20 protein-coding genes are annotated in these 21,437 nt (G+C 73.6%); 10 read left to right on the top strand and 10 right to left on the bottom strand.

The genetic code is table 11. The features are described from left to right. The first annotated feature begins 83 nt into the window (after nucleotides 1–83). Together yaaA and eda are read left to right on the top strand one after the other, a co-directional pair. Complete coding sequence (gene yaaA, locus FVS66_RS24775; RefSeq protein ID WP_149183445.1) at nucleotides 84–863, top strand: peroxide stress protein YaaA; 780 nt, start codon at nucleotides 84–86, stop codon at nucleotides 861–863. Nucleotides 864–922: 59 nt separating this feature from the next. After that, nucleotides 923–1,735 (top strand): bifunctional 4-hydroxy-2-oxoglutarate aldolase/2-dehydro-3-deoxy-phosphogluconate aldolase, encoded by an 813-nt coding sequence (gene eda, locus FVS66_RS24770; RefSeq protein ID WP_149183396.1) that lies wholly within the window; start codon nucleotides 923–925, stop codon nucleotides 1,733–1,735. Here the strand turns inward: eda and FVS66_RS24765 are convergent. From FVS66_RS24765 to FVS66_RS24750, 4 genes are read right to left on the bottom strand one after another with little or no spacing between them, the layout of a single operon-like run. Continuing rightward, nucleotides 1,732–2,604, bottom strand: a complete 873-nt coding sequence (locus FVS66_RS24765; RefSeq protein ID WP_149183395.1) for a GNAT family N-acetyltransferase — start codon at nucleotides 2,602–2,604, stop codon at nucleotides 1,732–1,734. The two genes, eda and FVS66_RS24765, sit on opposite strands and share 4 nt — an antisense overlap. 12 nt (nucleotides 2,605–2,616) lie before the next feature. Beyond that, complete coding sequence (locus FVS66_RS24760; RefSeq protein ID WP_149183394.1) at nucleotides 2,617–4,014, bottom strand: bifunctional RNase H/acid phosphatase; 1,398 nt, start codon at nucleotides 4,012–4,014, stop codon at nucleotides 2,617–2,619. Further along, a complete protein-coding gene (locus FVS66_RS24755; RefSeq protein ID WP_187645683.1) occupies nucleotides 4,014–4,757 on the bottom strand; it encodes a zinc ribbon domain-containing protein in 744 nt (247 codons plus the stop codon). Before FVS66_RS24755 ends, FVS66_RS24760 begins: the two co-directional genes overlap by 1 nt. Beyond that, nucleotides 4,754–5,593: a Nif3-like dinuclear metal center hexameric protein gene (locus tag FVS66_RS24750; protein WP_149183393.1), complete on the bottom strand. Its 840-nt coding sequence runs from the start codon at nucleotides 5,591–5,593 to the stop codon at nucleotides 4,754–4,756. Before FVS66_RS24750 ends, FVS66_RS24755 begins: the two co-directional genes overlap by 4 nt. A 1,242-nt stretch (nucleotides 5,594–6,835) precedes the next feature. Between FVS66_RS24750 and FVS66_RS24745 the strand changes: the two genes are divergently transcribed. The 4 genes from FVS66_RS24745 to FVS66_RS35205 all read left to right on the top strand — a co-directional run bounded on the left by FVS66_RS24745 (nucleotide 6,836) and on the right by FVS66_RS35205 (nucleotide 10,723). Beyond that, the gene (locus FVS66_RS24745; RefSeq protein WP_187645677.1) at nucleotides 6,836–7,384 is read left to right on the top strand and encodes a TMEM175 family protein; all 549 of its coding nucleotides are present in this window, start codon (nucleotides 6,836–6,838) and stop codon (nucleotides 7,382–7,384) included. Nucleotides 7,385–7,511: 127 nt separating this feature from the next. Further along, complete coding sequence (locus FVS66_RS24740; RefSeq protein WP_149183391.1) at nucleotides 7,512–8,909, top strand: prolyl oligopeptidase family serine peptidase; 1,398 nt, start codon at nucleotides 7,512–7,514, stop codon at nucleotides 8,907–8,909. Nucleotides 8,910–9,346: 437 nt separating this feature from the next. Then, nucleotides 9,347–10,507: a hypothetical protein gene (locus tag FVS66_RS24735; RefSeq protein WP_149183390.1), complete on the top strand. Its 1,161-nt coding sequence runs from the start codon at nucleotides 9,347–9,349 to the stop codon at nucleotides 10,505–10,507. 51 nt (nucleotides 10,508–10,558) lie between these two features. Continuing rightward, nucleotides 10,559–10,723 (top strand): hypothetical protein, encoded by a 165-nt coding sequence (locus FVS66_RS35205; RefSeq protein ID WP_187645676.1) that lies wholly within the window; start codon nucleotides 10,559–10,561, stop codon nucleotides 10,721–10,723. Nucleotides 10,724–10,816: 93 nt separating this feature from the next. On the opposite strand, the gene FVS66_RS24730 is transcribed toward FVS66_RS35205, so the two are convergent. The 4 genes from FVS66_RS24730 to FVS66_RS24715 form a co-directional block, all read right to left on the bottom strand. Next, nucleotides 10,817–11,743: a 3-oxoacyl-ACP reductase gene (locus tag FVS66_RS24730; protein WP_149183389.1), complete on the bottom strand. Its 927-nt coding sequence runs from the start codon at nucleotides 11,741–11,743 to the stop codon at nucleotides 10,817–10,819. A gap of 20 nt (nucleotides 11,744–11,763) precedes the next feature. Further along, nucleotides 11,764–12,846 carry a Zn-dependent alcohol dehydrogenase gene (locus FVS66_RS24725; protein WP_149183388.1) on the bottom strand — a complete coding sequence of 361 codons (1,083 nt, stop codon included), beginning with the start codon at nucleotides 12,844–12,846 and terminating at the stop codon, nucleotides 11,764–11,766. Nucleotides 12,847–12,859: 13 nt separating this feature from the next. Beyond that, nucleotides 12,860–13,723, bottom strand: coding sequence for a MaoC/PaaZ C-terminal domain-containing protein (locus tag FVS66_RS24720; RefSeq protein ID WP_149183387.1), 864 nt, complete (start codon nucleotides 13,721–13,723; stop codon nucleotides 12,860–12,862). 286 nt (nucleotides 13,724–14,009) lie between these two features. Beyond that, on the bottom strand, nucleotides 14,010–15,461 hold the full coding sequence (locus tag FVS66_RS24715) for an MFS transporter (RefSeq protein WP_149183386.1): 1,452 nt from the start codon (nucleotides 15,459–15,461) through the stop codon (nucleotides 14,010–14,012). Nucleotides 15,462–15,769: 308 nt separating this feature from the next. Here FVS66_RS24715 and FVS66_RS24710 point away from each other — a divergent pair, with 308 nt between their 5' ends. The 4 genes from FVS66_RS24710 to FVS66_RS24695 all read left to right on the top strand — a co-directional run bounded on the left by FVS66_RS24710 (nucleotide 15,770) and on the right by FVS66_RS24695 (nucleotide 19,605). After that, nucleotides 15,770–16,462, top strand: coding sequence for a class I SAM-dependent methyltransferase (locus FVS66_RS24710; RefSeq protein ID WP_149183385.1), 693 nt, complete (start codon nucleotides 15,770–15,772; stop codon nucleotides 16,460–16,462). Between the two features lie 34 nt (nucleotides 16,463–16,496). Then, nucleotides 16,497–17,435 carry an N-acetylmuramoyl-L-alanine amidase gene (locus FVS66_RS24705; protein ID WP_149183384.1) on the top strand — a complete coding sequence of 313 codons (939 nt, stop codon included), beginning with the start codon at nucleotides 16,497–16,499 and terminating at the stop codon, nucleotides 17,433–17,435. A gap of 98 nt (nucleotides 17,436–17,533) precedes the next feature. After that, the gene (locus tag FVS66_RS24700) at nucleotides 17,534–18,394 is read left to right on the top strand and encodes a hypothetical protein (RefSeq protein WP_149183383.1); all 861 of its coding nucleotides are present in this window, start codon (nucleotides 17,534–17,536) and stop codon (nucleotides 18,392–18,394) included. 170 nt (nucleotides 18,395–18,564) lie between these two features. Then, nucleotides 18,565–19,605: an LLM class F420-dependent oxidoreductase gene (locus FVS66_RS24695; RefSeq protein WP_149183382.1), complete on the top strand. Its 1,041-nt coding sequence runs from the start codon at nucleotides 18,565–18,567 to the stop codon at nucleotides 19,603–19,605. A gap of 20 nt (nucleotides 19,606–19,625) precedes the next feature. On the opposite strand, the gene FVS66_RS24690 is transcribed toward FVS66_RS24695, so the two are convergent. Together FVS66_RS24690 and FVS66_RS24685 are read right to left on the bottom strand one after the other, a co-directional pair. Then, nucleotides 19,626–20,696: a prenyltransferase gene (locus FVS66_RS24690; RefSeq protein ID WP_149183381.1), complete on the bottom strand. Its 1,071-nt coding sequence runs from the start codon at nucleotides 20,694–20,696 to the stop codon at nucleotides 19,626–19,628. Further along, nucleotides 20,693–21,427, bottom strand: coding sequence for a class I SAM-dependent methyltransferase (locus FVS66_RS24685; RefSeq protein WP_149183380.1), 735 nt, complete (start codon nucleotides 21,425–21,427; stop codon nucleotides 20,693–20,695). The genes FVS66_RS24690 and FVS66_RS24685 overlap by 4 nt, the downstream gene beginning before the upstream one ends. Nucleotides 21,428–21,437: the final 10 nt, after the last annotated feature.

The raw sequence follows: 21,437 nt of genomic DNA, 5'->3' as shown, positions 1-21,437 counted from the left end.
CTGGCACGCGGCGCCGGGGCCACCGGCCCGGGCCGCCGAGGGGGCCGCACCCCCGCTTTCCGTACGTACGAAGGAGAACCACCGTGCTCGTCCTGTTGCCGCCCTCGGAGGGCAAGGCCGCCTCGGGGCGCGGCGCGCCGCTGAAGCCCGGGTCGCTGTCCCTGCCGGGGCTGGCCGAGTCACGGGCGGCCGTGCTCGCCGAGCTGGTCGAGCTGTGCGCGGCCGACGAGGAGAAGGCGCGCGAGGTGCTGGGGCTGAGCGAGGGCCTGCGCGGCGAGGTCGCCAAGAACGCGGAGCTGCGCACGGCGGGCGCCCGGCCGGCCGGGGAGGTCTACACGGGCGTCCTGTACGACGCGCTGGACCTCGCCACGTTGGACGCGGCGGCCCGGAAGCGGGCCCGGGCGTCGCTGCTGGTGTTCTCGGGGCTGTGGGGCGCGGTCCGTGTCGACGACCGGATCCCGTCGTACCGCTGTTCCATGGGCGTGAAGCTGCCGGGCATCGGCGCGCTCGGCGCCTACTGGCGGGCCCCGATGGCGGAGGTCATGCCGGAGGCGGCCGGGGACGGGCTGGTGCTGGACCTGCGGTCGGCTGCGTACGCGACGGCGTGGAAGCCGAAGGGCGAGGTCGCGGGGCGTACGGCGACGGTGCGGGTGCTGCACGCGCCGACCCGGAAGGTGGTCAGCCACTTCAACAAGGCGACGAAGGGGCGGATCGTACGGAGCCTGCTGGAGGCGGGGGCCGGGCCCGCGTCGCCGGGCGAGCTGGTGGAGGCGCTGCGCGACCTGGGGTACGTGGTCGAGTACCAGGCGCCGGCGCCGGGGAAGGGCTGGTCGCTGGACGTGCTGGTGGACGAGATCCACTGACCGTTGCGCGGTGCGCAACGCCCGTTGTGGGCCTTGCGTATGACGGGCAGGATGCGGCCATGGCTGCCCCGGACCCCTTGGCCGCGTCGCCCCTGCCGGCCCCGCACGCCCCTTCGGTCACGCCCGGCCCGTCTTCGGCCACGCCCGACCCTTCGGCCACGCCCGACCCTTCGGCCACGCCCGGCCCGTCCGCCGCGCCGGCCCCGCTGGACCTCTTCGGCGCGTCCGTGCTGCCCGTCGCCGTCGTGGCGGACCCCGCCGACGCCGTACCGCTGGCGCGCGCCCTGGTGGCCGGCGGGCTGCGGGCCGTCGAGGTGACACTGCGGACGCCCGCCGCACTGGACGCGATCAGAGCGGTCGCCGCCGAGGTGCCGGACGCGGTGGTGGGCGCGGGCACGGTCGTCTCGGCCCCGGCCGTGGAGGACGCGGTCGCGGCGGGGGCGCGGTTCCTGGTGAGCCCCGGCTGGACGGGTGGGCTGCTCGACGCGATGCGGGCGTCGGGGGTGCCCTATCTGCCGGGCGTGTCGACGGCGTCGGAGGTCGTGGCGCTGCTGGAGCGCGGGGTGCGGGAGATGAAGTTCTTCCCGGCGGAGGCGGCGGGCGGCACGGCGTATCTGGGAGCGCTGGCCGGTCCGCTGCCGCAGGCGCGGTTCTGCCCGACGGGCGGGATCTCGGCGGCGTCGGCGCGGGACTACCTGGCGCTGCCGAACGTGGCGTGCGTGGGCGGTACGTGGATGCTGCCGCCGGACGCGGTCGCGGCGCAGGACTGGGGTCGGGTGGAGCGGCTGGCGCGGGAGGCGGCGCGGCTCGGACGCCGTGGGCCCGGACGCCACGGCACCGGACGCCACGGCACCGGACGCCGGGTGCCCTAGCCGAACTCGATGTCCACGTGGTGGCCCAGCAGCCGGTAACCGAGCCGTTCGTACAGGGCGTTGGTGGTCCGGTTCGCCGCGTCGGCGAAGAGCAGCACCTGCCGGGCGTCCCCCGCGAGGGCGGCGCCGGTGACGGCGGCGGTGACCGCACCGCCGTAGCCCTGGCCGCGCCGGCCGGGCGGCGTGTACACGGGCCCGATCCGGGACTGTCCGGCCACTACGGGCGAGTGGGCTGCCATCGCGACCGGCCGCCCGTCCGCCTCCCACAGGTACAGGACGCCGTTCGCTACCCGGCGGGCGATGTTGTCGGTGAAGTCGGCGCCGGGGCCCGGGTCTTGACCGGTGTCGACATGGAACTCACGCATCCAGGCGGCGGTGAGCGGTACGTCGTCGGGGGTGGCCCGACGGGCGGCTCCGGGTGGTGCCGGGTGCGGCGGCGTCAGCTCGGCCAGCCGCAGCAGCCGGAGACGGTGCGTCACCTCCCACCGCGTCCCGGTCCCGTGGCCCGCCCAGGCGTCGGCGAACACCTGCGCGGAGCCGTCGACGCCCTTCGCGCCGGTCAGGTCCGCCCCGTCGGTGCGGAGCGCGACGGCCAGCTCCCGGGCGGCACGCTCGGGCATGGGGCCGAGGAGCGGCGCCTGGGGCGGGGTCTGGAGGAACGCGGCCTCCACGGGGCCGTCCGGGCCCTCCCGCCACCAGCCGAAGCGTGGCCGACCGCTGTCCCCGCCGTTCGCGTAGGCGCGCGGCCCGTGTACGCGTACCGTCTCGGCGACGGTGAGCAGCGCGGTGCAGCGCGCGGGTTCACGCTCCAGACAGTCCGCGGCGGCCCGCTGGAACGCGCCCACGTCGTAGGAGAGTTCCCACCCCATGGCAGTCCTGCCTCAGCGGAGGTGCGAGGTGTCGTTGAGGAGCCGGACCGAGGCGTTGCCGTCCTTGTAGTACGCCACGGCCGAGAGGGAGGCGGCGGAGAGCTCCATACGGAACAGCGCCTCCGGCGGCGCGCCCAGGGCGAGGCGTACGAGGGTCTTGATCGGCGTGACGTGCGTGACGAGCAGGACCGTGCGCCCCGCGTAACGGGCCGTCAACTGGTCGCGGGTCGCGGCGACCCGGCGGGAGACGGCCGCGAACGACTCGCCGCCGCCCGAGGGCGCCGCCTTCGCGGAGCCGAGCCAGGCGTCGAGGTCGTCCGGGTAGCGGGCCTGCACCTCGGCGAAAGTGAGGCCCTCCCAGGCGCCGAAGTCCGTCTCCCGGAGCCCCTCCTCGATCCGTACGTCGAGGCCGAGGCGGGCCGCGACGGTCTGCGCGGTCTGGCGGCAGCGCAGCAGCGGCGACGCCACGATGTCCTGGACCGTGCCCCGCGCGGCCAGCGCCGCCGCGACGGCCTCCGCCTGCCGGCGCCCGGCAGGCGACAGCTCGGGGTCACTGCCCCCGCTTCCCGAGAATCGCTTCTCCGGCGTGAGCGCCGTCTCCCCGTGCCGCAGCAGCACGAACGTGGCCGGCGCCCCCAGATCGGCGGCCGCGGCCCAGCCGACGGGCGGGGTGGCGGGCGTCGCCTCCACCTCTTCCGCGGGCGCGGGCGCGACGGCGCCGGGGGTGGGGGCGGCGAGGGCGGCGGGCGGGGTGGCCTGCGCGGGGGTGCCCGGGGCCGCGGGTGCCGGAGACACAGGTGCGGGGGCGCCCTGCGCCGGGGGCGCCGGAGGTGCCGGAGGTGCCGGAGGTGCCGCGGGGGCCGTCGCGTGTGCCAGTGCCGCCCGCGCCTTCGCCGCGCCCGCTGTCGCGTCGCCGACCACGCGGGCCGCGCCCGCGTCCAGTGCGGCCTTCGACATGGACGGCTGCCACTGCTTGCCCTGACGGCCGGCGTCCATCGCCTCGTTGGCGAGCCGGTCCGCGTGCTTGTTGTGCTCGCGCGGGATCCACTCGTATGTGACCCGCCCGGGCGGGTAGATCCGGGCGGCCTCCGCCGCGAGCGGCTTCATGTCCGGGTGCTTGATCTTCCAGCGCCCGGACATCTGCTCGACGACGAGCTTGGAGTCCATGCGTACGTGGACCGACGCGTCCGGCGCGAGTTCGCGCGCCGCCCGCAGCCCGGCCACCAGGCCCTTGTACTCGGCGACGTTGTTCGTGGCCACGCCGATGTACTCGGCCGCCTCCACCAGCGCCTCGCCCGAGACGGGGTCGAGGACGACCGCGCCGTAACCGGCCGGGCCCGGGTTGCCCCGGGAGCCGCCGTCCGCCTCGACGATCAGCTCACCCGGCCGCGTACCAACAGCGTCACTCATTACAGGCCGGACTCCGACGTACGGACCAGGATGCGGCGGCAGTTCTCGCACCGTACGACGGCGTCGGCCGCGGCGGCCCGGACGTCGTTCAGCTCGGTGATGTTCAGCTCGATGTGGCAGCCCTCGCAGCGGCGCTGGAACAGGCGGGCCGCGCCCACCCCGCCCTGCTGCTCGCGGATCTTCTCGTACAGCTTCATCAGGTCCGCCGGGACCGAACCGGCCACCAGCTCCCGCTCCTTGGCGACCGCCGCGGCCTCGGCGTCCAGCTCCTCCTCCGCGCGGTCCCGGCGGGCTGTCGCGTCGTCGGTCTTGGCCTGGACGGAGGAGACGCGCTCCGTCAGCTCGCTCACCCGCTCCTGCGCGGACTCGCGGCGCTCCATGACCTCCAGGACGACGTCCTCCAGGTCACCCTGGCGCTTGGAGAGCGAGACGATCTCCTTCTGGAGGTTCTCCAGGTCCTTCGGGGAGGTGATGGCGCCGGAGTCCAGCCGCTGCTGGTCGCGGACGGCGCGCTGGCGGACCTGGTCGACGTCCTGCTCCGCCTTCGTCTGCTCGCGGGCGCAGTCGCTCTCCTCCGTCTGCGCGGCGACGAGGAGGTCGCGCAGCTGGGTGAGGTCCTTGGTCAGCGACTCGATCTCGGCGTGCTCGGGCAGCGTCCTGCGCTTGTGGGCGAGCTGCGACAGACGTGTGTCGAGGGCCTGGATGTCGAGAAGGCGGATCTGGTCGGCGGGCGCGGCGTTCAGTTGGGGGCTCCAGGGGAGGTGTGATGAGCGGAGGGGGACGTGTGGTGGGCGGCCCACGGGTCGGTGACCGTCTTCGAGACGTGCACCCGCAGGTTCCAGCCGTGGCGGTCGGAGATCTCGTCGAGCTGGGCGGCGGCCAGTTCGCACCAGGGCCACTCGGTGGCCCAGTGGGCCGCGTCGACGAGGCCGAGCGGGGTGTGCCGGGTGGCCTCGGAGGCCGGGTGGTGGCGCAGGTCGGCGGTGAGGAACGCGTCGACGCCCGCCGCGCGTACGGCGTCGAACAGGCTGTCGCCGGAGCCGCCGCTGACGGCGACCGTACGGACCGTCGCATCGAGGTCGCCCGCGACGCGGATGCCCTGCGCGGTGGCGGGCAGCCGCTGGGCCGCGCGTGCGGCGAAGTCGCGGAGGGTCTCCGGGACGTCCAGCTCGCAGATCCGCCCGAGGCCGTTCTCCGGGACGAGGGGGCCGACCACGCGCAGGTCGAGCGCGCCTGCGAGGGCGTCGGAGACGCCCGGGTCGGCGGTGTCGGCGTTCGTGTGCGCGACGTGCAGGGCGATGTCGTGCTTGATGAGGGTGTGCACGACGCGGCCCTTGAAGTGGGAGGCCGCGACGGTCGTCGTGCCGCGCAGGTAGAGCGGGTGGTGGGTGACGATCAGCTGGGCACCGAGCTCGATCGCCTCGTCGGCGATCTCCTGGACGGGGTCCACGGCGAAGAGGACGCGGTCCACCTCGGCGTCGGGGTCGCCGCAGACGGTGCCGACGGCGTCCCACTGCTCGGCCCGCTCGGGGGGCCAGAGGGCGTCGAGCTCGGCGAGGACTTCGGTAAGACGTGGCACGGGTGCAAGGCTACCCGCAAGGGCTGGGAGGGGCGCCGCCCCTCCCAGACCCACCCCGGGCCCGGTCGGCCACCGCACAGGTCGCGCCCCCGCGCCGCCTGCCCGGGGCCGGCTTGCCGGGCGCCAAGCACCCGGCGACCGGCTGTCGCCCGCGGCCCCCCGTGGGGGCCGACCCCGCTCGGGCCAGGCGCCGGCACGGCGGCTGGCCGCCGGTTCGTGGGTGTCCGGCCGACCGCCGGTGGCGCTGTCCGAGTCGCCACGCACTACGCCGGTGGGTGGGACGGGTCCCCTCCGGGCTCACCTCCTCTCCTCGGGGCCGGCGGCCTGGGACCTGGACACCGGTGACCGGCTGTCGCCCCCCGGCCCCTGCGCGGGCGACCCTGGACGGCCCCTCCCGCCGGGACAGCGTCCACCGGCCGGCGGTGCGGCTCCCCTCCCGCCGGAGCGGCGTCCCCCGGCCGTTGGTGTGGTGGAGGAGTGGGTGGGACCGGGGTGAGCCTGCGCGGCCTCCTCCCGTCAGGGGCGCGTCCGGCGGGCGGTGGTGTGCGTGGGCGGGTGAGCCGCCTGCGCGGTCCTCTGCCGCCGGGGGGACAGCGGGTGGTTGCTTGACCAGACGAGTACGGAAGTCGTCGAGGACCTAGTCCGCCGCGGTGGCGCCCGCCGAGGCCGTGCCCGATCAGCCGGCGGATCTCCGGGACGCTGAGGGTATGAGGTCCTGCTCGTCGTCCGCGCCGCCCCTGTTGTGGCTTCTGCGGCGCGGACTGCGGTCAGGTGGGCGAGCGCGGCCATCGGCAGGGTGATGTGCCGGTACCAGGCCCGACAAAGCCGGTTCAGTCGGGAGGAGGCCGGTCCGTGGCAGACGTGGTAGGCGGTCTCGGTGGGGTCGCTGACGCTGCGGCGGGCCGGCGCCCGGTGCCCGAAGCCATCCGGATTCTGCAAGGCCGGACGGGCCGGGTTCCTGGCCCGACGCTGGCCCTCGGGTGTACTCCGGGACCAGAACCGTCTCGACAGACTCATGGCTTCGAAGCCGCTCGGCGAGGGCTCCGGAACGAGTTCGCCGGTAGTCGGATCGTTCAACCCGGGCAGCTGCGGGTCGACAAGCGGGTGGGCGCGGCACCACAAACCGTCCCGCTGTCGTCCGGCTGCGGGATACCGTGCTAACAAGAGTTGATGGATCGTAGCCCTCCCGCCACCACACGAGCCGTTCGCCGGAAGGAAGACGATTACGTCTCCGTCACCCGAATGTTCGCTCTGACCGACGGCGTGGCGGCCATCGCCCTCACCCTGCTTGTCCTGGAGATCAAACTGCCCTCCGGCCTGCGGGGGGCCGCGCTCGACGACGCGCTCGACGAGACCTGGGCCGAGCTGAGCGCCATGACGCTCAGCGCCGTCGTCATCGCCATTTTCTGGAGGGCCCACCACACCGCCATGCGCGGCGTCGTCCAGGTCGACACCGGCCTGTTCTGGCTCAACGTGGCCTTCCTGGCGCTGCTGTCGCTGATCCCGTTTCCCACCTCCGCCCTTCAGGACTACGGGGACCAGCCGCTCGGTCCGGCCCTGTACGGAGGAGTCGTCGGTGTCACGGCGTTGGTTCTGTACGCCATCGCCCTGCGCGTCCGGCTACACGCCGGCGAACGGCCGGGCACTGTTCCGTTGCCGTCTCAGGCGTTCGTGTTCCTGGCCTCCGTAGGCATCGCCCAGCTTTCACCGACTGCCGCCATCTACTCCTGGGTCGCTGTGGTGCCGTTGTCCCTGCTCGCGAACCGCCTGGCCCGCCGACAGGGAGGCTGAAGCCTTCCCTCCGACCGCACCCCCATGGTTGTCCGGCGGAACGGGAGCCGGAGGCCTCGGGCCATTCGGGGCAATGGCGGGCGCTGTACGGCGAAGCGAGAAGAGCCCGGTCATACATTGGGTCGCTATGAAACACGTTCCGCCCGATCAGATCCTCGGCCCAGGACGGCGAGGCGTCCTTTCCGGGATCGTCGGCGCAGCGGGGGCCACCCTGCTGGCCGCGGGCTGCACCCCCACGGAGGCCTCCTCCGCGCAGGCCCCGGGCACGGCTTCCGCCTCCGCCGGCGGGCCCACGCCCGGCGTGATGACGCTCTTCGGCAACCCGGAGTTCAATTTCAACGGCCTCCTGGCGCTCGGCGCATCCGATCAGGGCAGCGCTGATGTGGGCGAGGTGCTCACCGCCGTGAACGCGATCAACAAGGCGGGTCTGTCGGCACAGACGTACGTCGAGACCTTCAGGAAACTCGGCGACCGGCTGATGAAGACACCCGAAGGTGGCCGTCCCGACCGGGAAACCACGCGCTTCCGGGCACTGAGAGCATCGCAGTACTACGCCCAGGCGCTCTTCTTCGTCCTCGGCTCCCGCGACCCGGACAGCGAGGAGAAGCTGTACAAGGCCTGCCGCGGCGCATGGGACACGTTCTGCAAGCTGTGCGACCCGGCACCGGTGACAGCGAAGGTTCCGTACGCGAAGACCTCGCTGCCCGTGTGGTTCTTCCGCCCCGACACCTCAGGACGCCGCCGCCCCACCGTGATCCTCACCAACGGCAGCGACGGGCAGAGCGTCGACATGTGGACGTACGGTGTCGCCGCCGCGCTGGACCGGGACTGGAACGCCCTGGTCTACGAGGGGCCCGGCCAAGGGCAGATGATCTTCGTGGACCAGGTGGTGTTCAGCCCGCGCTGGGAGACCGTGGTCGCGCCGCTGGTCGACTGGCTGACCGCCCGCTCCGACGTGGACGCCGACAGAATCGCTCTCACCGGGCTGAGCATGGGGGGCGATCTGGCTCCCCGGGCCGCGGCCTTCGAACAGCGGATCGCGGCACTGGTGGCGATGCCCGGCTGCCTGGATCCGTGGCAGGGCTTCGGGGAGCTTCGGGAGATTCTCACCCCGAACAAGGAGGAGACCAACAACGTCTGGAACAAGGAAGTCGTGCCACAGCTGTCTCCTGCCGACGCCGCGACGGTGAAGAAGCGCTTCGAGCCCTTCTCCGTGCCGGCGATGCTCGCCGCCCGCCAGGGCAGGATGTTCACCGATTTCTACACGCCGGCCACACTCATCGAGTCGCTGAATATCACGGACGTCGTGGGCCGTATCAAGGCGCCCACCTTGGTCCTCGACTACGACTTCGAACAGTTCTACCCCGGCCAGCCACGCCAGATGTTCGACAAGCTGACGGCCTCCAAGGAGTACGTCAAGCTCACCGCGGCGACCGGCGCGCAGCTGCACTGCTCACCGATGGCACCCAGGCAGCACTGCGAGGTCGTCTTCGACTGGCTTCAGGAGACACTCCAGGGTGGCTGACCCCGCTGTCGACGCCCCTGGCCAGGCCGCGCTCGCCCATGGGCCCGGCCGAACGGCAGGCATCGCGGTGACGGCCACGCTCAAGACGTCGTCCCACTGGGTCGGGTGAGCTGCCGGTGGCGGCGGGGATCGTTGAGCGGCTGGTGGTCCCGGCCTGAGGTGTATCGCCTCGCTGGTCGCGCACCGGCTCGGTGCGTGCTCGACTCGGCGCCAGGGCCCCGATCGGCATGTACGTGGAACAGGCGCAGGGCACGCTCGACTTTCGAAACGCTCCCCAGGGCCGCCTTGCCTTACTCACCAGCACCGATGGCCAGCACACCCGCCCCCGGCCCCTCGGGCGAACCCCGTCACGACCATCCTTATGTGTGAAGCGTGCGGGCTCGCGCTGTTCGGGTGGAAGTGCGAAAACTAGCTTCGGTGGCCGGAGGTGACGAGCCATGACAGCCTGTGCCATCGAGGCCACCGCACAGGACCACGACGGTGCGGTCGGCGGTACGCGTTTCACGATCGCGGCGGACGGCTCCTACGCGGCTCGGCTGGCCGGTGAGGGCGAGGCGCTGTTCCCCGAGCGCTGGACCCTCGACGGGCCGGAGCCGTACGCCGTACCGCTGCCGCTGGCCCAGCCGGAGGACCGGGACGCGCAGTTGCTGCCGCTCGCCGACGGGCGTGTGCTCATCGGGCGCCGGGTGGCAGGGCGGTACACGTTCTCGCTGCTCTACCCCACGGGCCCGGAGACCGGTGAGCTGCCGCTGGGCGCGGTCGAGGCGGAGTCGGTACGGCTGCTGCCGCCGTCCCCGGACGGGATGGGCGCGTACGCGCTGGCCGTGGGCGAGCACTCGACGGGCGTCTGGCGGGTGGCGGGCGGCGAGTTCGGCCCGGAGCACGTCGCCGAGGTGAAGGGCCGCTGCACGGGCGGGATATGGCTGGACCGGGCGGGGCGGCTGCTCGCCCTGGACCGACAGGTGGACGGCGGTCCGGTCAAGGCGGTCGCGGTCGATCTGGAGCGGGGCGGGGAGGTCACGCCGCTGTTGCAGATCACCGACGAGAGCCACGACCGGCTGCTGCTCGCCGACCATGACTCGGGACTCCTGCTCATCCGCTCCGACGCGCCGTCGCCGGGGCACGAGCGGCTCGGCTGGGGCGTGCTGGGCAGCACGCGGCCCGTGCGGTTCCCCGAGTGCCTGCGGTCGGCGGACGCGGCCCTGACCCCGTTCGCGGTCCAGCCGGGCCAGGTGCTCACCCCGGAGGGCTGCGCGGTGGCGCTGCGCGTAGACACGGACGCCGGCAGCTGGGTCGGCGTCTGGCGCCCCGCGGCGCGGCGGCTGCTCCAACTGCCCGCTCCGGACGGGTGGCTGGCCGGGTCGGGGCTGTGGACGCACGACGGGGTTCTCCTGCTGCCGTACGCGAACGCCTCCGCGTCCTGCGGTCTCGCCCGTGTCGAGGGCGCCGCGGAGGCTCTCGCACCGGAACCCGTCACACCCCCCGCCCGGGCGGAACCCGCAGGTGGGGAACGATCGGACCGCCCCAGGACCCCTGTGATGTGCAAGCCGGTGCCGTTGCAGCAGGCACCTCTCACCGGCCGCACGGCCCCCGGCTAGACTCACGGGCCGCACATCACAACAGCGATCACTACGGGGTGACTTCACCACATGTCTGAAGCCAGCACCGACACGACCCACGCGCTGCGACCGCACGGGGACGCCGGCGGCTCCGGAAAGCACCGCGGCGGCCCCTCGCAGTCGGAGAACCCGACGGCGCAGCCGCACGGCCGCCACCGCAGGGAACCCGGCCACGGCGGCGGCAACGCCGCCTGACGGAACCCGGCGGGCCGCGAGGCCACCGCCTTTCGCACATGTGGGGCCGCCCCGGAGATACCGGGGCGGCCCTCGGTGTTCTGTGCGGCGCTTCTAGAGCCGGTGTCTCAGCGCCAGGACCTCCGTCGCCGCGAACGTCTCGTCCCGGGGGCGGTCGGCGTAGTACGGGGTGAGGCGGGTGTCCAGCTCCTCGTATGTGAACACCTCCTTGGCCGTGCCGAAGACGGCCGCGACCCTGGGGCGTTCCATGACGGCGACCATGCCGCCGTGCACCACGAGGAGCTGGCCGTTGACGGTCGCGGCGGCCGGGGACGCGAGGTAGGCGACAAGGGGCGCGACGTGTTCCGGGGCGAGCGGGTCCGGCGCGCCGGAGCCCGGGGCGGGTTCGGGTGCGGCGCCGAAGACGTCGGCCGTCATCCGGGTGCGGGCGCGGGGGCAGATGGCGTTGCAGGTGACGCCGTAGCGGGCGAGGGCGTGGGCGGTGGAGGTGGTGAGGCCGACGATGCCGCCCTTGGCCGCCGCGTAGTTGGGCTGGCCGGCCGAGCCCGCCAGGAACGCCTCCGACGAGGTGTTGACGATCCGGCCGTGGACGGGGGCCCCGGCCGCCTTGGAGCGGGCGCGCCAGTGGGCCGCGGCGAAGCGGGTGGTGTTGAAGTGGCCCTTGAGGTGGACCCGTATCACCGCGTCCCACTCGTCCTCGGTCATGGAGAAGACCATCCGATCGCGGAGGATGCCCGCGTTGTTGACCAGGATGTCGAGCCGTCCGTGGGCGGTGACCGCGAGGTCGATCAGCGCGCGGGCGGCCGCGTGGTCGGCGATGTCGCCGAGGTGGGCGGTGGCCCGGCCGCCCGCCGTGCGGATCTCGTCGACGACCTGCTCGGCGGCGGCCCGCGAGCCCTCGCCGTGGTCGTTGACGACGACGGCCGCGCCGAGCCGGGCCAGCTCCAGGGCCTCGGCGCGGCCCAGGCCGCGGCCGGCGCCGGTGACGACTGCGGAGAGCCCTTCCAGGGGAAGTGACATGCCGTTCTCCTCTGCTGCTGTCACAGCTCGATGCAGGTACGCAGTGCCTCGCCGGTCCGCATCTGTGTCAGCGCCTCGTTGACGCCGGTCAGCGGGACGCGGTGGGTGATGAGGCCGGCCAGGTCGATGCGGCCCGCGCGCCACAGGGCGATGGCCCGCTCGTAGGAGCGCAGTACGTCCCCGCCGCCGTACATCGACGGCAGGATGCGCTTCTCGTCGAAGAACAGCTCGAACATGTTGAGCTGGAGGAAGTCGTCCATGGCGCCCGCCCCGACGACACACAGGGTGCCTCCGCGCCGGGTGGTCTCGTACGCGGTGCGGGCGGTGGCCGAACGGCCTACGACCTCGAAGACGTAGTCGAAGCCCTCGCCGCCGGTGACGCGCTGGTCGGCGTCGCCGAGTTCCTCCGGGGCGACTGCCTCGGTGGCGCCGAACCGCAGTGCCGCCTCGCGCCGGGACGCGACCGGGTCGACGGCGACGATCTGCGCCGCTCCCCGCACCTTGGCGCCCTGTACGGCGGAGACGCCGACGCCGCCGCAGCCGATGACGGCGACGGTCGAACCGGCTTCCACGCGTGCGGTGTTGATGGCGGCGCCCAGCCCGGTCGTGACGCCACAGCCGATGAGGGCGGCGATGTCGAAGGGGACGTCGTCCGGGATGGGCACGGCGCAGCGTGCGTCGACGACGACTTCCTCGGCGAAGGTGCCGGTCCCGGCGAACCCGAAGACATCGCCGTCGTCCCCGGTTCTGCGGAAGTTGGGCGTCCCGGCGTTGAGGAAGCCCGCGAGGCAGAGCTGTGACTGGCCGCGCCGGCAGGCGGGGCATGTGCCGCAGGCGGGCAGCCAGCAGAGGACGACCCGGTCGCCGGGCTTCAGCGAGCCGGCACCGTCGCCGGCCTCGACCACCTCCCCCGCGCCCTCGTGCCCGGGGACGAACGGGGCCGGCTGCGGCAGGACGCCGGTCATGGCGGAGAGGTCGGAGTGGCACAGCCCGGTGGCCCTGACCCGGATGCGCACCTTGCCGGGGCCGAAGCCCACCGCCTCGACGTCGTCGAGGACGTCGAGCTTGTCCTGCCCTGTCTGGTGCAGTACGGCTGCGCGCATGGCGCGGCTCCCTTCAGACGGTTTCCACGACCGTGTCGGAGAGGACGGGAGCGTCGTCGCGTTCGACGGCGGTCACGGCGACGTGGACGCCGCCGTCGTTGTCGTTGTCGTCCCACATCCGGACGCGCAGGGTCTCGCCGGGGAACACGACCCCGGCGAAGCGGGTGCGGTACGAGCGGACCCGGGTGACGTCCCCGCCGAGTGCCGTGTCGACGACCGCCTTGAGGGCCATGCCGTATGTGCACAGCCCGTGCAGGATGGGGCGGTCGAACCCGGCGAGCTTGGCGAACTCGGGGTCGGCGTGCAGCGGGTTCCAGTCGCCGGACAGCCGGTAGAGCAGCGCCTGGTCCTCCCGTACGGGCAGCTCGACGGTCCGGTCGGGCGCGCGGCCGGGCACCCCGGCCCCCCTGGAGGGGCCCCGGTCGCCCCCGAACCCGCCCTCGCCCCGTACGAAGATCTCGGCGTCCGTGGTCCACAGCGGCCCGTCGTCGTCACCGGTCTCGGAGCGCAGGACGAGGACGGCGGCCTTGCCCTTGTCGTACACGGCGGCGATCCGGGAGGTGGTGACCGCCCGCCCGCGCACCGGGATCGGCCGGTGGACGTCCACGCACTGGCCGCCGTGCAGGACGGCCGCGAGGTCCACGTCGACGCCGGGCGCGGACAGGCCGCCCATCATGCCCATCCCGGCACCGGCGACGGTCGCGAAGCCGGGCAGCACATGGAGCCGGGACTCCAGCGTGTAGCGCAGCTCGTCCGGGTCGGCGGCGGGGACGCCCGCGCCGATGCCGAGGTGGTAGAGCTGGATGTCCTTGTGGTCCCACTCGATGGCGGCCGACCGGGGCTCGGCGGAGAGTGCCTGCTGGACGTCGATGGGCATGTGTGGGGCGCTCCTTGAGGCAGAGGAGACCTCGGCACGGCAGTCCGCACCGTCGGCCGCACCGAGGCCGTTTCCGGGACCGGGCGTGACTAGAACGCGTTCTAGACGGCTCGGCGGCCTCCTGTATAGCGCGGCCCCCGCGACATGTGAAGGCCGCCGCGCGCCGCCGCTTCCAGGGCGGCCGGTCCACTCCTCGACGCTCACGTACCGGCGTGTGCCCGGGGGTGGTGGCCGATCCGTTCGTACCCGCGGTGCGAGCGCGCTGCGGGTGGTACGGGCCGGGTGCTCAGGCCGTTGTCCGTGGCGCCGCCGGGCGCGGGAGCCACAGGAGCATCAGGGCGGCCGCCGCCAGGAGGATGCCCGCGCCGGTGCGGAACGCCAGGGCGTACCCGGCCGTCAGTGCCTCGGCGCTCGTGGCGCCCGCCGCGCCGGACGCGGCGACGGTCGACAGGACCGCGAGGCCGACCGCGCCGCCCATCGTGCGGGACGTGTTGACCAGACCCGACACGAGGCCCGCGTCGCCCGGGGCGGCGCCGGACGTGGCCATCGCGGCGAGCGGGGTGAGGGCCAGTCCGACGCCCGTCATCATCAGGATGCCCGGCCCCAGGACGGCGGTGACGTATATGCCGTCCACCTCCATCAGCGACTGCCAGCCGAACCCGGTCGCGGTGATCAGCGCGCCGCCCACCGCGAGGTTCCGCGCGCCGAACAGGGGCACCAGACGCGGCGCCAGCTTCGAACCGACGACGACGCTCACCGAGCTGGGGATGAGGGCGAGCCCCGCCTTCAACGGGCTGTACCCGAGGACGTTCTGCGCGTACACCGTCATGAAGAACCACGATGCGAACGTCGCCGAGCCGATCACGAACAGCGCGACGTTCGCCGCCGACACCGCCCGCGCCCGGAACACCTTCAGTGGCATGAGCGGTTCGCGCGTACGGGCCTCCACCGCCACGAACGCCGCCAGCAGCGCCACCCCGCCGAGCAGCGGCAGCAGCGTCCGGGGCGCCGTCCAGCCGGCCTGCTCGGTCTGCACGACGCCGTACGCGAACGCCGCGAGGCCGCCCGTGACGAGGACCGCGCCCGGCAGGTCCGGGCGGCGCCCCGCGCCCGTACGGGCCTCCCGTACCCACAAGGCCCCGGCGGCCAGTGCGAGAACGCCGACCGGCACATTGATCAGCAGCACCCAGCGCCAGTCGAGCAGGTCCGTCAGGAGACCGCCCACGAGCCCGCCGGCCGCGCCGCCGCCCGCGCCGACCGCCGCCCATGTGCTGATGGCCCGCGTCCTCGCCGGCCCCTCCGGCACCGCGCTGGTCACGATGGTGAGCGACGCCGGCGACAGCACCGCCGCCCCCAGCCCCTGCACGGCGCGCGCGGCCAGCAACTGCCAGCCCTCCTGCGCGAGTCCGCCCGCGACGGACGCGGCCGTGAAGAGCCCCAGGCCCAGCAGGAACATCCGCTTCCGCCCGAACAGGTCGGCGGCCCGCCCGCCCAGCAGCATGAACCCGGAGAACGCGATCGAGTACGCGTTCACCACCCACTGCAACGCGTGCGCCGACAGACCCAGATCGGCGCGCATCGACGGCAGGGCGACGTTCACCACGGACACGTCCAGCACCACGAGGAACGTCCCCGCACACGCCGCGAGGATCACCGTCCACGGGCGGGCTGGAGGCGACGGCGGCACGGAGCCGGGCGCGGGCGCGGTGTCTGTCCGGGTCTGGGCCATGCGTGTCATGGTCGCAGCTGGGCCGGGCCCCGTACATCCCGTTATCGATGTACGGGGCCTCGGACCGGAGTCCTGGTCCTGGTCCTGGCCTGGTCCTGGCCTGGTCCTGGTCCCTGGCCGCGTCCGCGGACGCGGCGATCGTCACCTTCGGCGCGGCCCGGCCGAGCCGGCCGGCCTGGGCGGCGGTGCAGGCGGGGAGCGGTTCGGTGCCGAGCACGGCGCACGCCGGAGTCACGGCGTGGCCCGCCGTCCGCCTCGGGTGGGGTGTGCGGCACGATGGCCACCCGTCCGTATGTACGACCTGGAGGACCCCACCCATGGCAGCCTCGCCCACCCCGGAGCCGTCCTCGGAGCTCCTTCCGGAACTCTCCCCGGAGCCCTCGCCTGAGACGCTTGCCGCGTTCGAGGCTGCGAAGGGGTTCATGCCCGTGCGCGAGGGCCTCGCGCTGTACGCGGCGGCGGTCGAGGCCGGGCGGCTGGGGCTGCCGCTGCTGGAGGTGGGTACGTACTGCGGGCGGTCCACGATCCTGCTGGCCGAGGCTGCCCGGGCGGCAGGCACCGTGGCGGTCACGGTGGACCACCACCGGGGCAGCGAGGAGCAGCAGCCGGGCTGGGAGTACCACGACCCGGCCGTCGTGGACCCCGAGGTCGGCCTCATGGACACGCTGCCCACCTTCCGGCGCACCCTGCACGCCGCCGGTCTGGAGGAGCACGTCGTCGCCGTCGTCGGGCGGTCGCCGCAGGTCGCGCGGGTGTGGGCGGGGGACGTCGGGCTCGTCTTCATCGACGGCGGCCACACCGATGAGCACGCCACGGGCGACTACGAGGGCTGGGCGCCCCGCGTCGCCGAGGGCGGGCTGCTCGTCATCCACGATGTCTTCCCCGACCCGGCGGACGGCGGCCAGGCCCCGTACCGGGTGTATGTGCGGGCGCTGGAGTCGGGTGCGTTCACTGAGGTGTCCGTGACGGACTCGCTGCGGGTACTCCGCCGAACGGCCGTAGGAATCTGAGCCGGAACGCCCAACACCGCTTAGGCTCGCCCGCGTGTACGACGACGACACTCACAAGCGCCGCCCCCGCCCCCGTAAGGCCGTACTCCTGGCCGCCGTGCCCCTGGCCGCGGCCACTGCGCTCGCCGGATGGGTGGCCTGGACGACGTCCGAAGCGCCGGCGGACGGCGGAGCGCGCGGCGGCGGTGCGACGGCCTCCGCGGTGGCCGGTGCGTCCGCCACGGCGGGGCCCGGAGCGGCGGAGGCGGGTGCGACGCCGAGTGCGGCCCCTGGTGCGGCGGAATCCGCTCCCCTCGCCGGCAAGGTCGTGGTGATCGATCCAGGTCACAATCCGGGGAATTTTCAGCACGCCACAGAGATCAACAAAAAGGTGGACATCGGGACCAATCGCAAGGAGTGCGACACCACCGGCACCTCCACCCGCGACGGCTACACCGAAGCCGCGTTCACCCTCGATGTCTCCCACCGCCTCCGCGCCCTGCTCCAGGAGCAGGGCGCGACCGTGGAATTCACCCACGACGCCGACCGGCCCTTCGGCCCGTGCATCGACGAGCGGGCCCGCATCGGCAACAAGGCCGGCGGTGGGGCGGGCGCCGACGCCGTCGTGTCCGTCCACGCAGACGGGTCCGCCGTCGGCAACCGCGGTTTCCATGTGATCCTTCCCGGCCTGGTCAAGGCCGGTACGGCGAATACGGCCCCGATCGTCGGCCCGTCCCGTACGCTCGGCGAGCGCATCGCGGCCGAGTTCGCCCGCGCGACCGGTTCCGCCCCGGCCAACTACCTCGGCGGCGGCACCGGGTTGGATGTGCGCAAGGATCTCGGGGGGCTCAATCTGTCGACCGTGCCCAAGGTGTTCGTCGAATGCGGCAACATGCGTGACCCTGCGGACGCCGCGTCGCTGTCCGAAGCGGCGTGGCGGCAGAAGGCGGCTCGCGGAATCGCGGACGGCATCAGCACCTACCTGCTCGGGTAGGTCGGCGCGGACGATACATTCGTCCGTACGATGGGGCCGCCCCCCGTGCTTCGCGCCACCCCTGACGACGACGAGACGACCGACGAAGGACATTTCACGTGAACATCCGCTCCCTCACTCGAGGCGATGGCGTGGTGATCGGAGCAGCGGTGGTGCTGTTCATCGCCTCGTTCCTCGGCCTGAGCAGCATCGACTGCCCCAGCGGGGTCGACTGCTCGAACTTCGACCGGGCCAACGCCTGGGACACCCTCGGCCTCCTGATGAGCATGTTCCTCGCCGGTGTCATCGGCGCGGTGCTGATCGTCGTGGCGCGGGCCATGCCGGGGCGCAAGGTGGCCGGTCTCGACCTGGGTCAGTTCGGTGTGGCCCTCACCATCTTCGCGCTGTGGACGGCGTTCTGGACCATCATCGACATGAACTCCGCGGGCGCCGGCATGATCCTGGGCCTGCTCGCCACCATCGCGCTGGCCGCGGGCGCCGTGGCCTCGCCGCTGGTGGGTGCGCTGAAGGCGCCGCTGATGGGTGCGCCGCGGCCGCAGGCCCCGCAGCCGTACGGTGCCCAGCCGGGCGCCACGGGTGGTGCCGGGTACGGGTACCCGGGCGCCCCGCAGCCGTACGGCCAGCAGCCGGGCGCGCCGGGCGGTTACGGCTACCCGGGCGGCGCCGCGACGCAGCCGGGTCAGCCCGGACCGACGGACGCCCAGCCGCAGGCCGACCAGCAGGCCGCCGCGCCGGCCGCCCAGCAGGGCGCGCCCGCGGGCGACTTCACCCCGTTCTGGTTCGCCGTACCGGTGGCCCGCCCGCTGTACGCCGAGGACGGCTCCCCCAACCCGATCGCCGAACTGGCGCCCGGTACCTGGTACCTGGCCGTCGAGCAGCGCGGCGCGGCGCTGGTGGCCCAGACCCAGGACGGCCGCCGTGGCGTCCTCCAGGACACCACGGGCATCCAGCGCGGCTGACCCCACCGGGAGGCCGTGCCTCCCCACCACCAGGCCCACCCACCACGCCTTCCCGGCGGGCGGGTGGGCCTGTTTCACGCGGAGACGGCCCACGGCCTTCCGGACGGCGGGAGGTCGGCGTACAGTCCGGCCCGAACCAGCGGGCTGACGTTCCGTCAGGAGGGTGCCGTATGCGGCTCGGGGTCGCACTCGGGTACTGGGGTCGGGCGCCCGACCCCGGGCACCTGGAGCTTGTCCGGGAGGCCGAGCGGCTGGGGTACGGGTCCGTGTGGACGGCGGAGTCCTGGGGGTCGGACGCCTTCACGCCGCTCGCCTGGATCGCCGCCCACACCACCCGCATCCGCCTGGGCACCGCCGTGGCCCAGATGGCCGCGCGGGCCCCGACGGCCACCGCCATGCACGCGCTGACGCTGGACCACCTCTCGGGCGGCCGGATGGCGCTGGGCCTCGGGCTGTCGGGGCCGCAGGTGGTGGAGGGGTGGTACGGGCGCCCCTTCCCCCGGTCACCGCTCGCCGCGACCCGCGAGTACGTCGACGTGGTCCGGCAGGTGCTCCGCCGCGAGGGGCCCGTCGCGGTCGACGGGCGGTTCCACCGGCACCCGTACGCCGGGCCCGACGCCACCGGGCTCGGCAAGGCGCTCAAGTCCATCACCCACCCGCTCCGCGCCGACCTCCCCGTGCTGCTCGGCGCCGAGGGGCCCAAGAACGTCGCGCAGACCGTCCGGATCGCCGACGGCTGGCTGCCGTTGTACTGGTCGCCGTTCCGGGCGGGCACGTACGCGGAGGCGCTGGCCGGCGCACGTCCGGGATTCGTCGTGGCACCGCTCGTGCGGGCCCGCGTGTGCGACGACGTCGCCGAGGGACTGCTGCCCGTCAAGGCGATGCTCGGGTTCTACATCGGGGGCATGGGGCATGCCACGCGGAACTTCCATGCCGAGCTCATGGGGCGGATGGGGTACGAGGAGGCCGCCCGGCACGTACAGGAGCTGTTCCTCGCCGGGCGGCGGCGTGACGCCGTGCTCGCCGTGCCCGACGCGTTCGCCGACGAGATCTCCCTCGTCGGGCCGCGCGAGCGGATCGCCGAACGGCTGGAGGCGTGGCGGGCCACCCCGGTGACGGACCTCCTCGTCACCGCGCCGGACCCGCACACGCTGCGCGTGCTGGCCGAGTTGAACGGCCAGGCAGGGACCGGCACCCCGGGACGGGTGTGAGCCGCCGGACACGGCCTGCTTCAGCAGCAGTCCGGTGCCAGGCCCTTCGGCAGCCGCTCCCCGCCGAACACCGCCGTCGTCGCCTCGTCGCCGCCCAGCGCGGCGACCGCCAGCAGCAGCGAGCCCGCCGTCCAGGTGGTGAGCTCCTCGGGCCAGAACGCGCGGTCGCCCTCGAAGACGTAGCCCGTCCAGTACATGCCGCCCTCGGCGCGCAGGTGGCCGATGGAGCGGAGGATGTCCACCGCCCGGTCGGACTCGCCCATCGCCCAGAGCGTCAGGGCGAGTTCGCAGCTCTCGCCGCCCGTCACCCACGGGTTGGGGACGACGCACCGCACGCCCAGGCCGGGGACCACGAAGTCGTCCCAGCGGCTCTCGACGCGCTCCTTGGCGGCCGCGCCGGTGACGGCACCGCCGAGAACCGGGTAGTACCAGTCCATGGAGTAGCGGTTCTTGTCGAGGAAGCGCTCCGGGTGGTGGGCGACGGCGTGGGCCAGCGCGCCCGCCGCCAGCTCCCAGTCGGGCTGCGGCTCCTCGCGGGTCTCGGCGATGGCGAGGGCGCAGCGCAGCGCCTGGTGGATGGAGGAGCTGCCCGTCAGGAGGGCGTCGGTCACCGGGGTGCCGTCCGGCTCCCGCTTCCAGCCGATCTCCCCGCCGGGCTGCTGGAGACCGAGGACGAACTCGACCGCCGCGTAGACGACCGGCCACATGCGGTCCAGGAACGCGTCGTCGCCCGTCGTCAGGTAGTGGTGCCAGACGCCGACGGCTATGTACGCGCAGAAGTTGGTCTCGCGGCTCAGGTCCGTCGGGCGGTCGGCGTCTCCGTCGTGGTAGGCGGCGTACCAGGAGCCGTCGGCGTTCTGGTGGCGGGCCAGCCACGCGTAGGCGCGGGCTGCCGCGTCGTACTCCCCGGCGACGTCCAGGGCCATGGCGGCCTCGGTGTGGTCCCACGGGTCGAGGTGGTGGCCGCGGAACCAGGGGATGGCGCCGCTGTCCCGCTGGGCGGCGAGGATGCCGGCGACGGTCTCGGCGGCCTGCTCGGCGGTCAGGACGCCGGGCAGGGTGAGGTGTTCGGTGCGCTCCGGCGACGTCACTTGGCGGCGCCCGCCGGAAGGTGCGGCTTGGTGGCGTACACCACGAAGCTCTTGCCCATGACGGGATTCAGGGCCCGTTCCGCGACCCGCGTGGCCAGGGGCTTCTTCATGATGTCCCAGACCAGCAGCTTGTGGTACGCGCGGACCGGCAGCGCCTTGTCGTTGTCGACGCCGAACGCGCACTTCAGCCACCAGTACGGGGAGTGCAGCGCGTGCGCGTGGTGGGAGCCGTACGGCTTCAGGCCCGCCTGGCGGATCCTGCCGAGGAGTTCGTCCGCCTTGTAGATGCGGATATGGCCGCCCTCGACCTCGTGGTAGGCGTCGGAGAGGGCCCAGCAGACCTTCTCGGGGCCGTAGCGCGGGACGGTGACGGCGATCCGGCCGCCGGGCTTCAGGACCCGCACCATCTCCGCGAGGACGCCCTTGTCGTCGGGGATGTGCTCCATCACCTCGGAGATGATGACGACGTCGAACGACTCGTCGGGGAACGGCAGGTTGAGCGCGTCGCCCTCCATCGCGGTGGCGGTGGCGCCGGCCGGGGCCTCCCCCGCCTCCTTCATGGCGGCGAACCACTTGGCGACCTCGCGGATCTCCTCGCCGTTCTGGTCCAGCGCGACGACCTGTGCGCCGCGCCGGTAGCACTCGAAGGCGTGCCGGCCCGCTCCGCAGCCCAGGTCGAGCACACGGTCGCCGGGGGCGAGCGGGAAGCGGGTGAAGTCGACGGTCAGCACGTGCGGGGCC

Source organism: Streptomyces sp. TRM49041 (assembly GCF_008271805.1).
Lineage (GTDB): Bacteria > Actinomycetota > Actinomycetes > Streptomycetales > Streptomycetaceae > Streptomyces.
Note: the sequence above shows the minus strand (reverse complement) of the source record. Positions and strands in the feature narration are given on the sequence as shown.

Bases quoted from the DNA above. Each gene is read 5' to 3' on its own strand.
- FVS66_RS24695 (WP_149183382.1), top strand. From the start codon at position 18,565: ATGCGGCTCGGGGTCGCACTCGGGTACTGGGGTCGGGCGCCCGACCCC.
- FVS66_RS24720 (WP_149183387.1), bottom strand. From the start codon at position 13,723: ATGCCCATCGACGTCCAGCAGGCACTCTCCGCCGAGCCCCGGTCGGCC.
- FVS66_RS24745 (WP_187645677.1), top strand. From the start codon at position 6,836: ATGTTCGCTCTGACCGACGGCGTGGCGGCCATCGCCCTCACCCTGCTT.
- FVS66_RS24730 (WP_149183389.1), bottom strand. From the start codon at position 11,743: ATGTCACTTCCCCTGGAAGGGCTCTCCGCAGTCGTCACCGGCGCCGGC.
- FVS66_RS35205 (WP_187645676.1), top strand. From the start codon at position 10,559: ATGTCTGAAGCCAGCACCGACACGACCCACGCGCTGCGACCGCACGGG.
- FVS66_RS24765 (WP_149183395.1), bottom strand. From the start codon at position 2,604: ATGGGGTGGGAACTCTCCTACGACGTGGGCGCGTTCCAGCGGGCCGCC.
- FVS66_RS24735 (WP_149183390.1), top strand. From the start codon at position 9,347: ATGACAGCCTGTGCCATCGAGGCCACCGCACAGGACCACGACGGTGCG.
- FVS66_RS24740 (WP_149183391.1), top strand. From the start codon at position 7,512: ATGAAACACGTTCCGCCCGATCAGATCCTCGGCCCAGGACGGCGAGGC.
- FVS66_RS24725 (WP_149183388.1), bottom strand. From the start codon at position 12,846: ATGCGCGCAGCCGTACTGCACCAGACAGGGCAGGACAAGCTCGACGTC.
- FVS66_RS24760 (WP_149183394.1), bottom strand. From the start codon at position 4,014: ATGAGTGACGCTGTTGGTACGCGGCCGGGTGAGCTGATCGTCGAGGCG.
- eda (WP_149183396.1), top strand. From the start codon at position 923: ATGGCTGCCCCGGACCCCTTGGCCGCGTCGCCCCTGCCGGCCCCGCAC.
- FVS66_RS24710 (WP_149183385.1), top strand. From the start codon at position 15,770: ATGGCAGCCTCGCCCACCCCGGAGCCGTCCTCGGAGCTCCTTCCGGAA.
- FVS66_RS24715 (WP_149183386.1), bottom strand. From the start codon at position 15,461: ATGACACGCATGGCCCAGACCCGGACAGACACCGCGCCCGCGCCCGGC.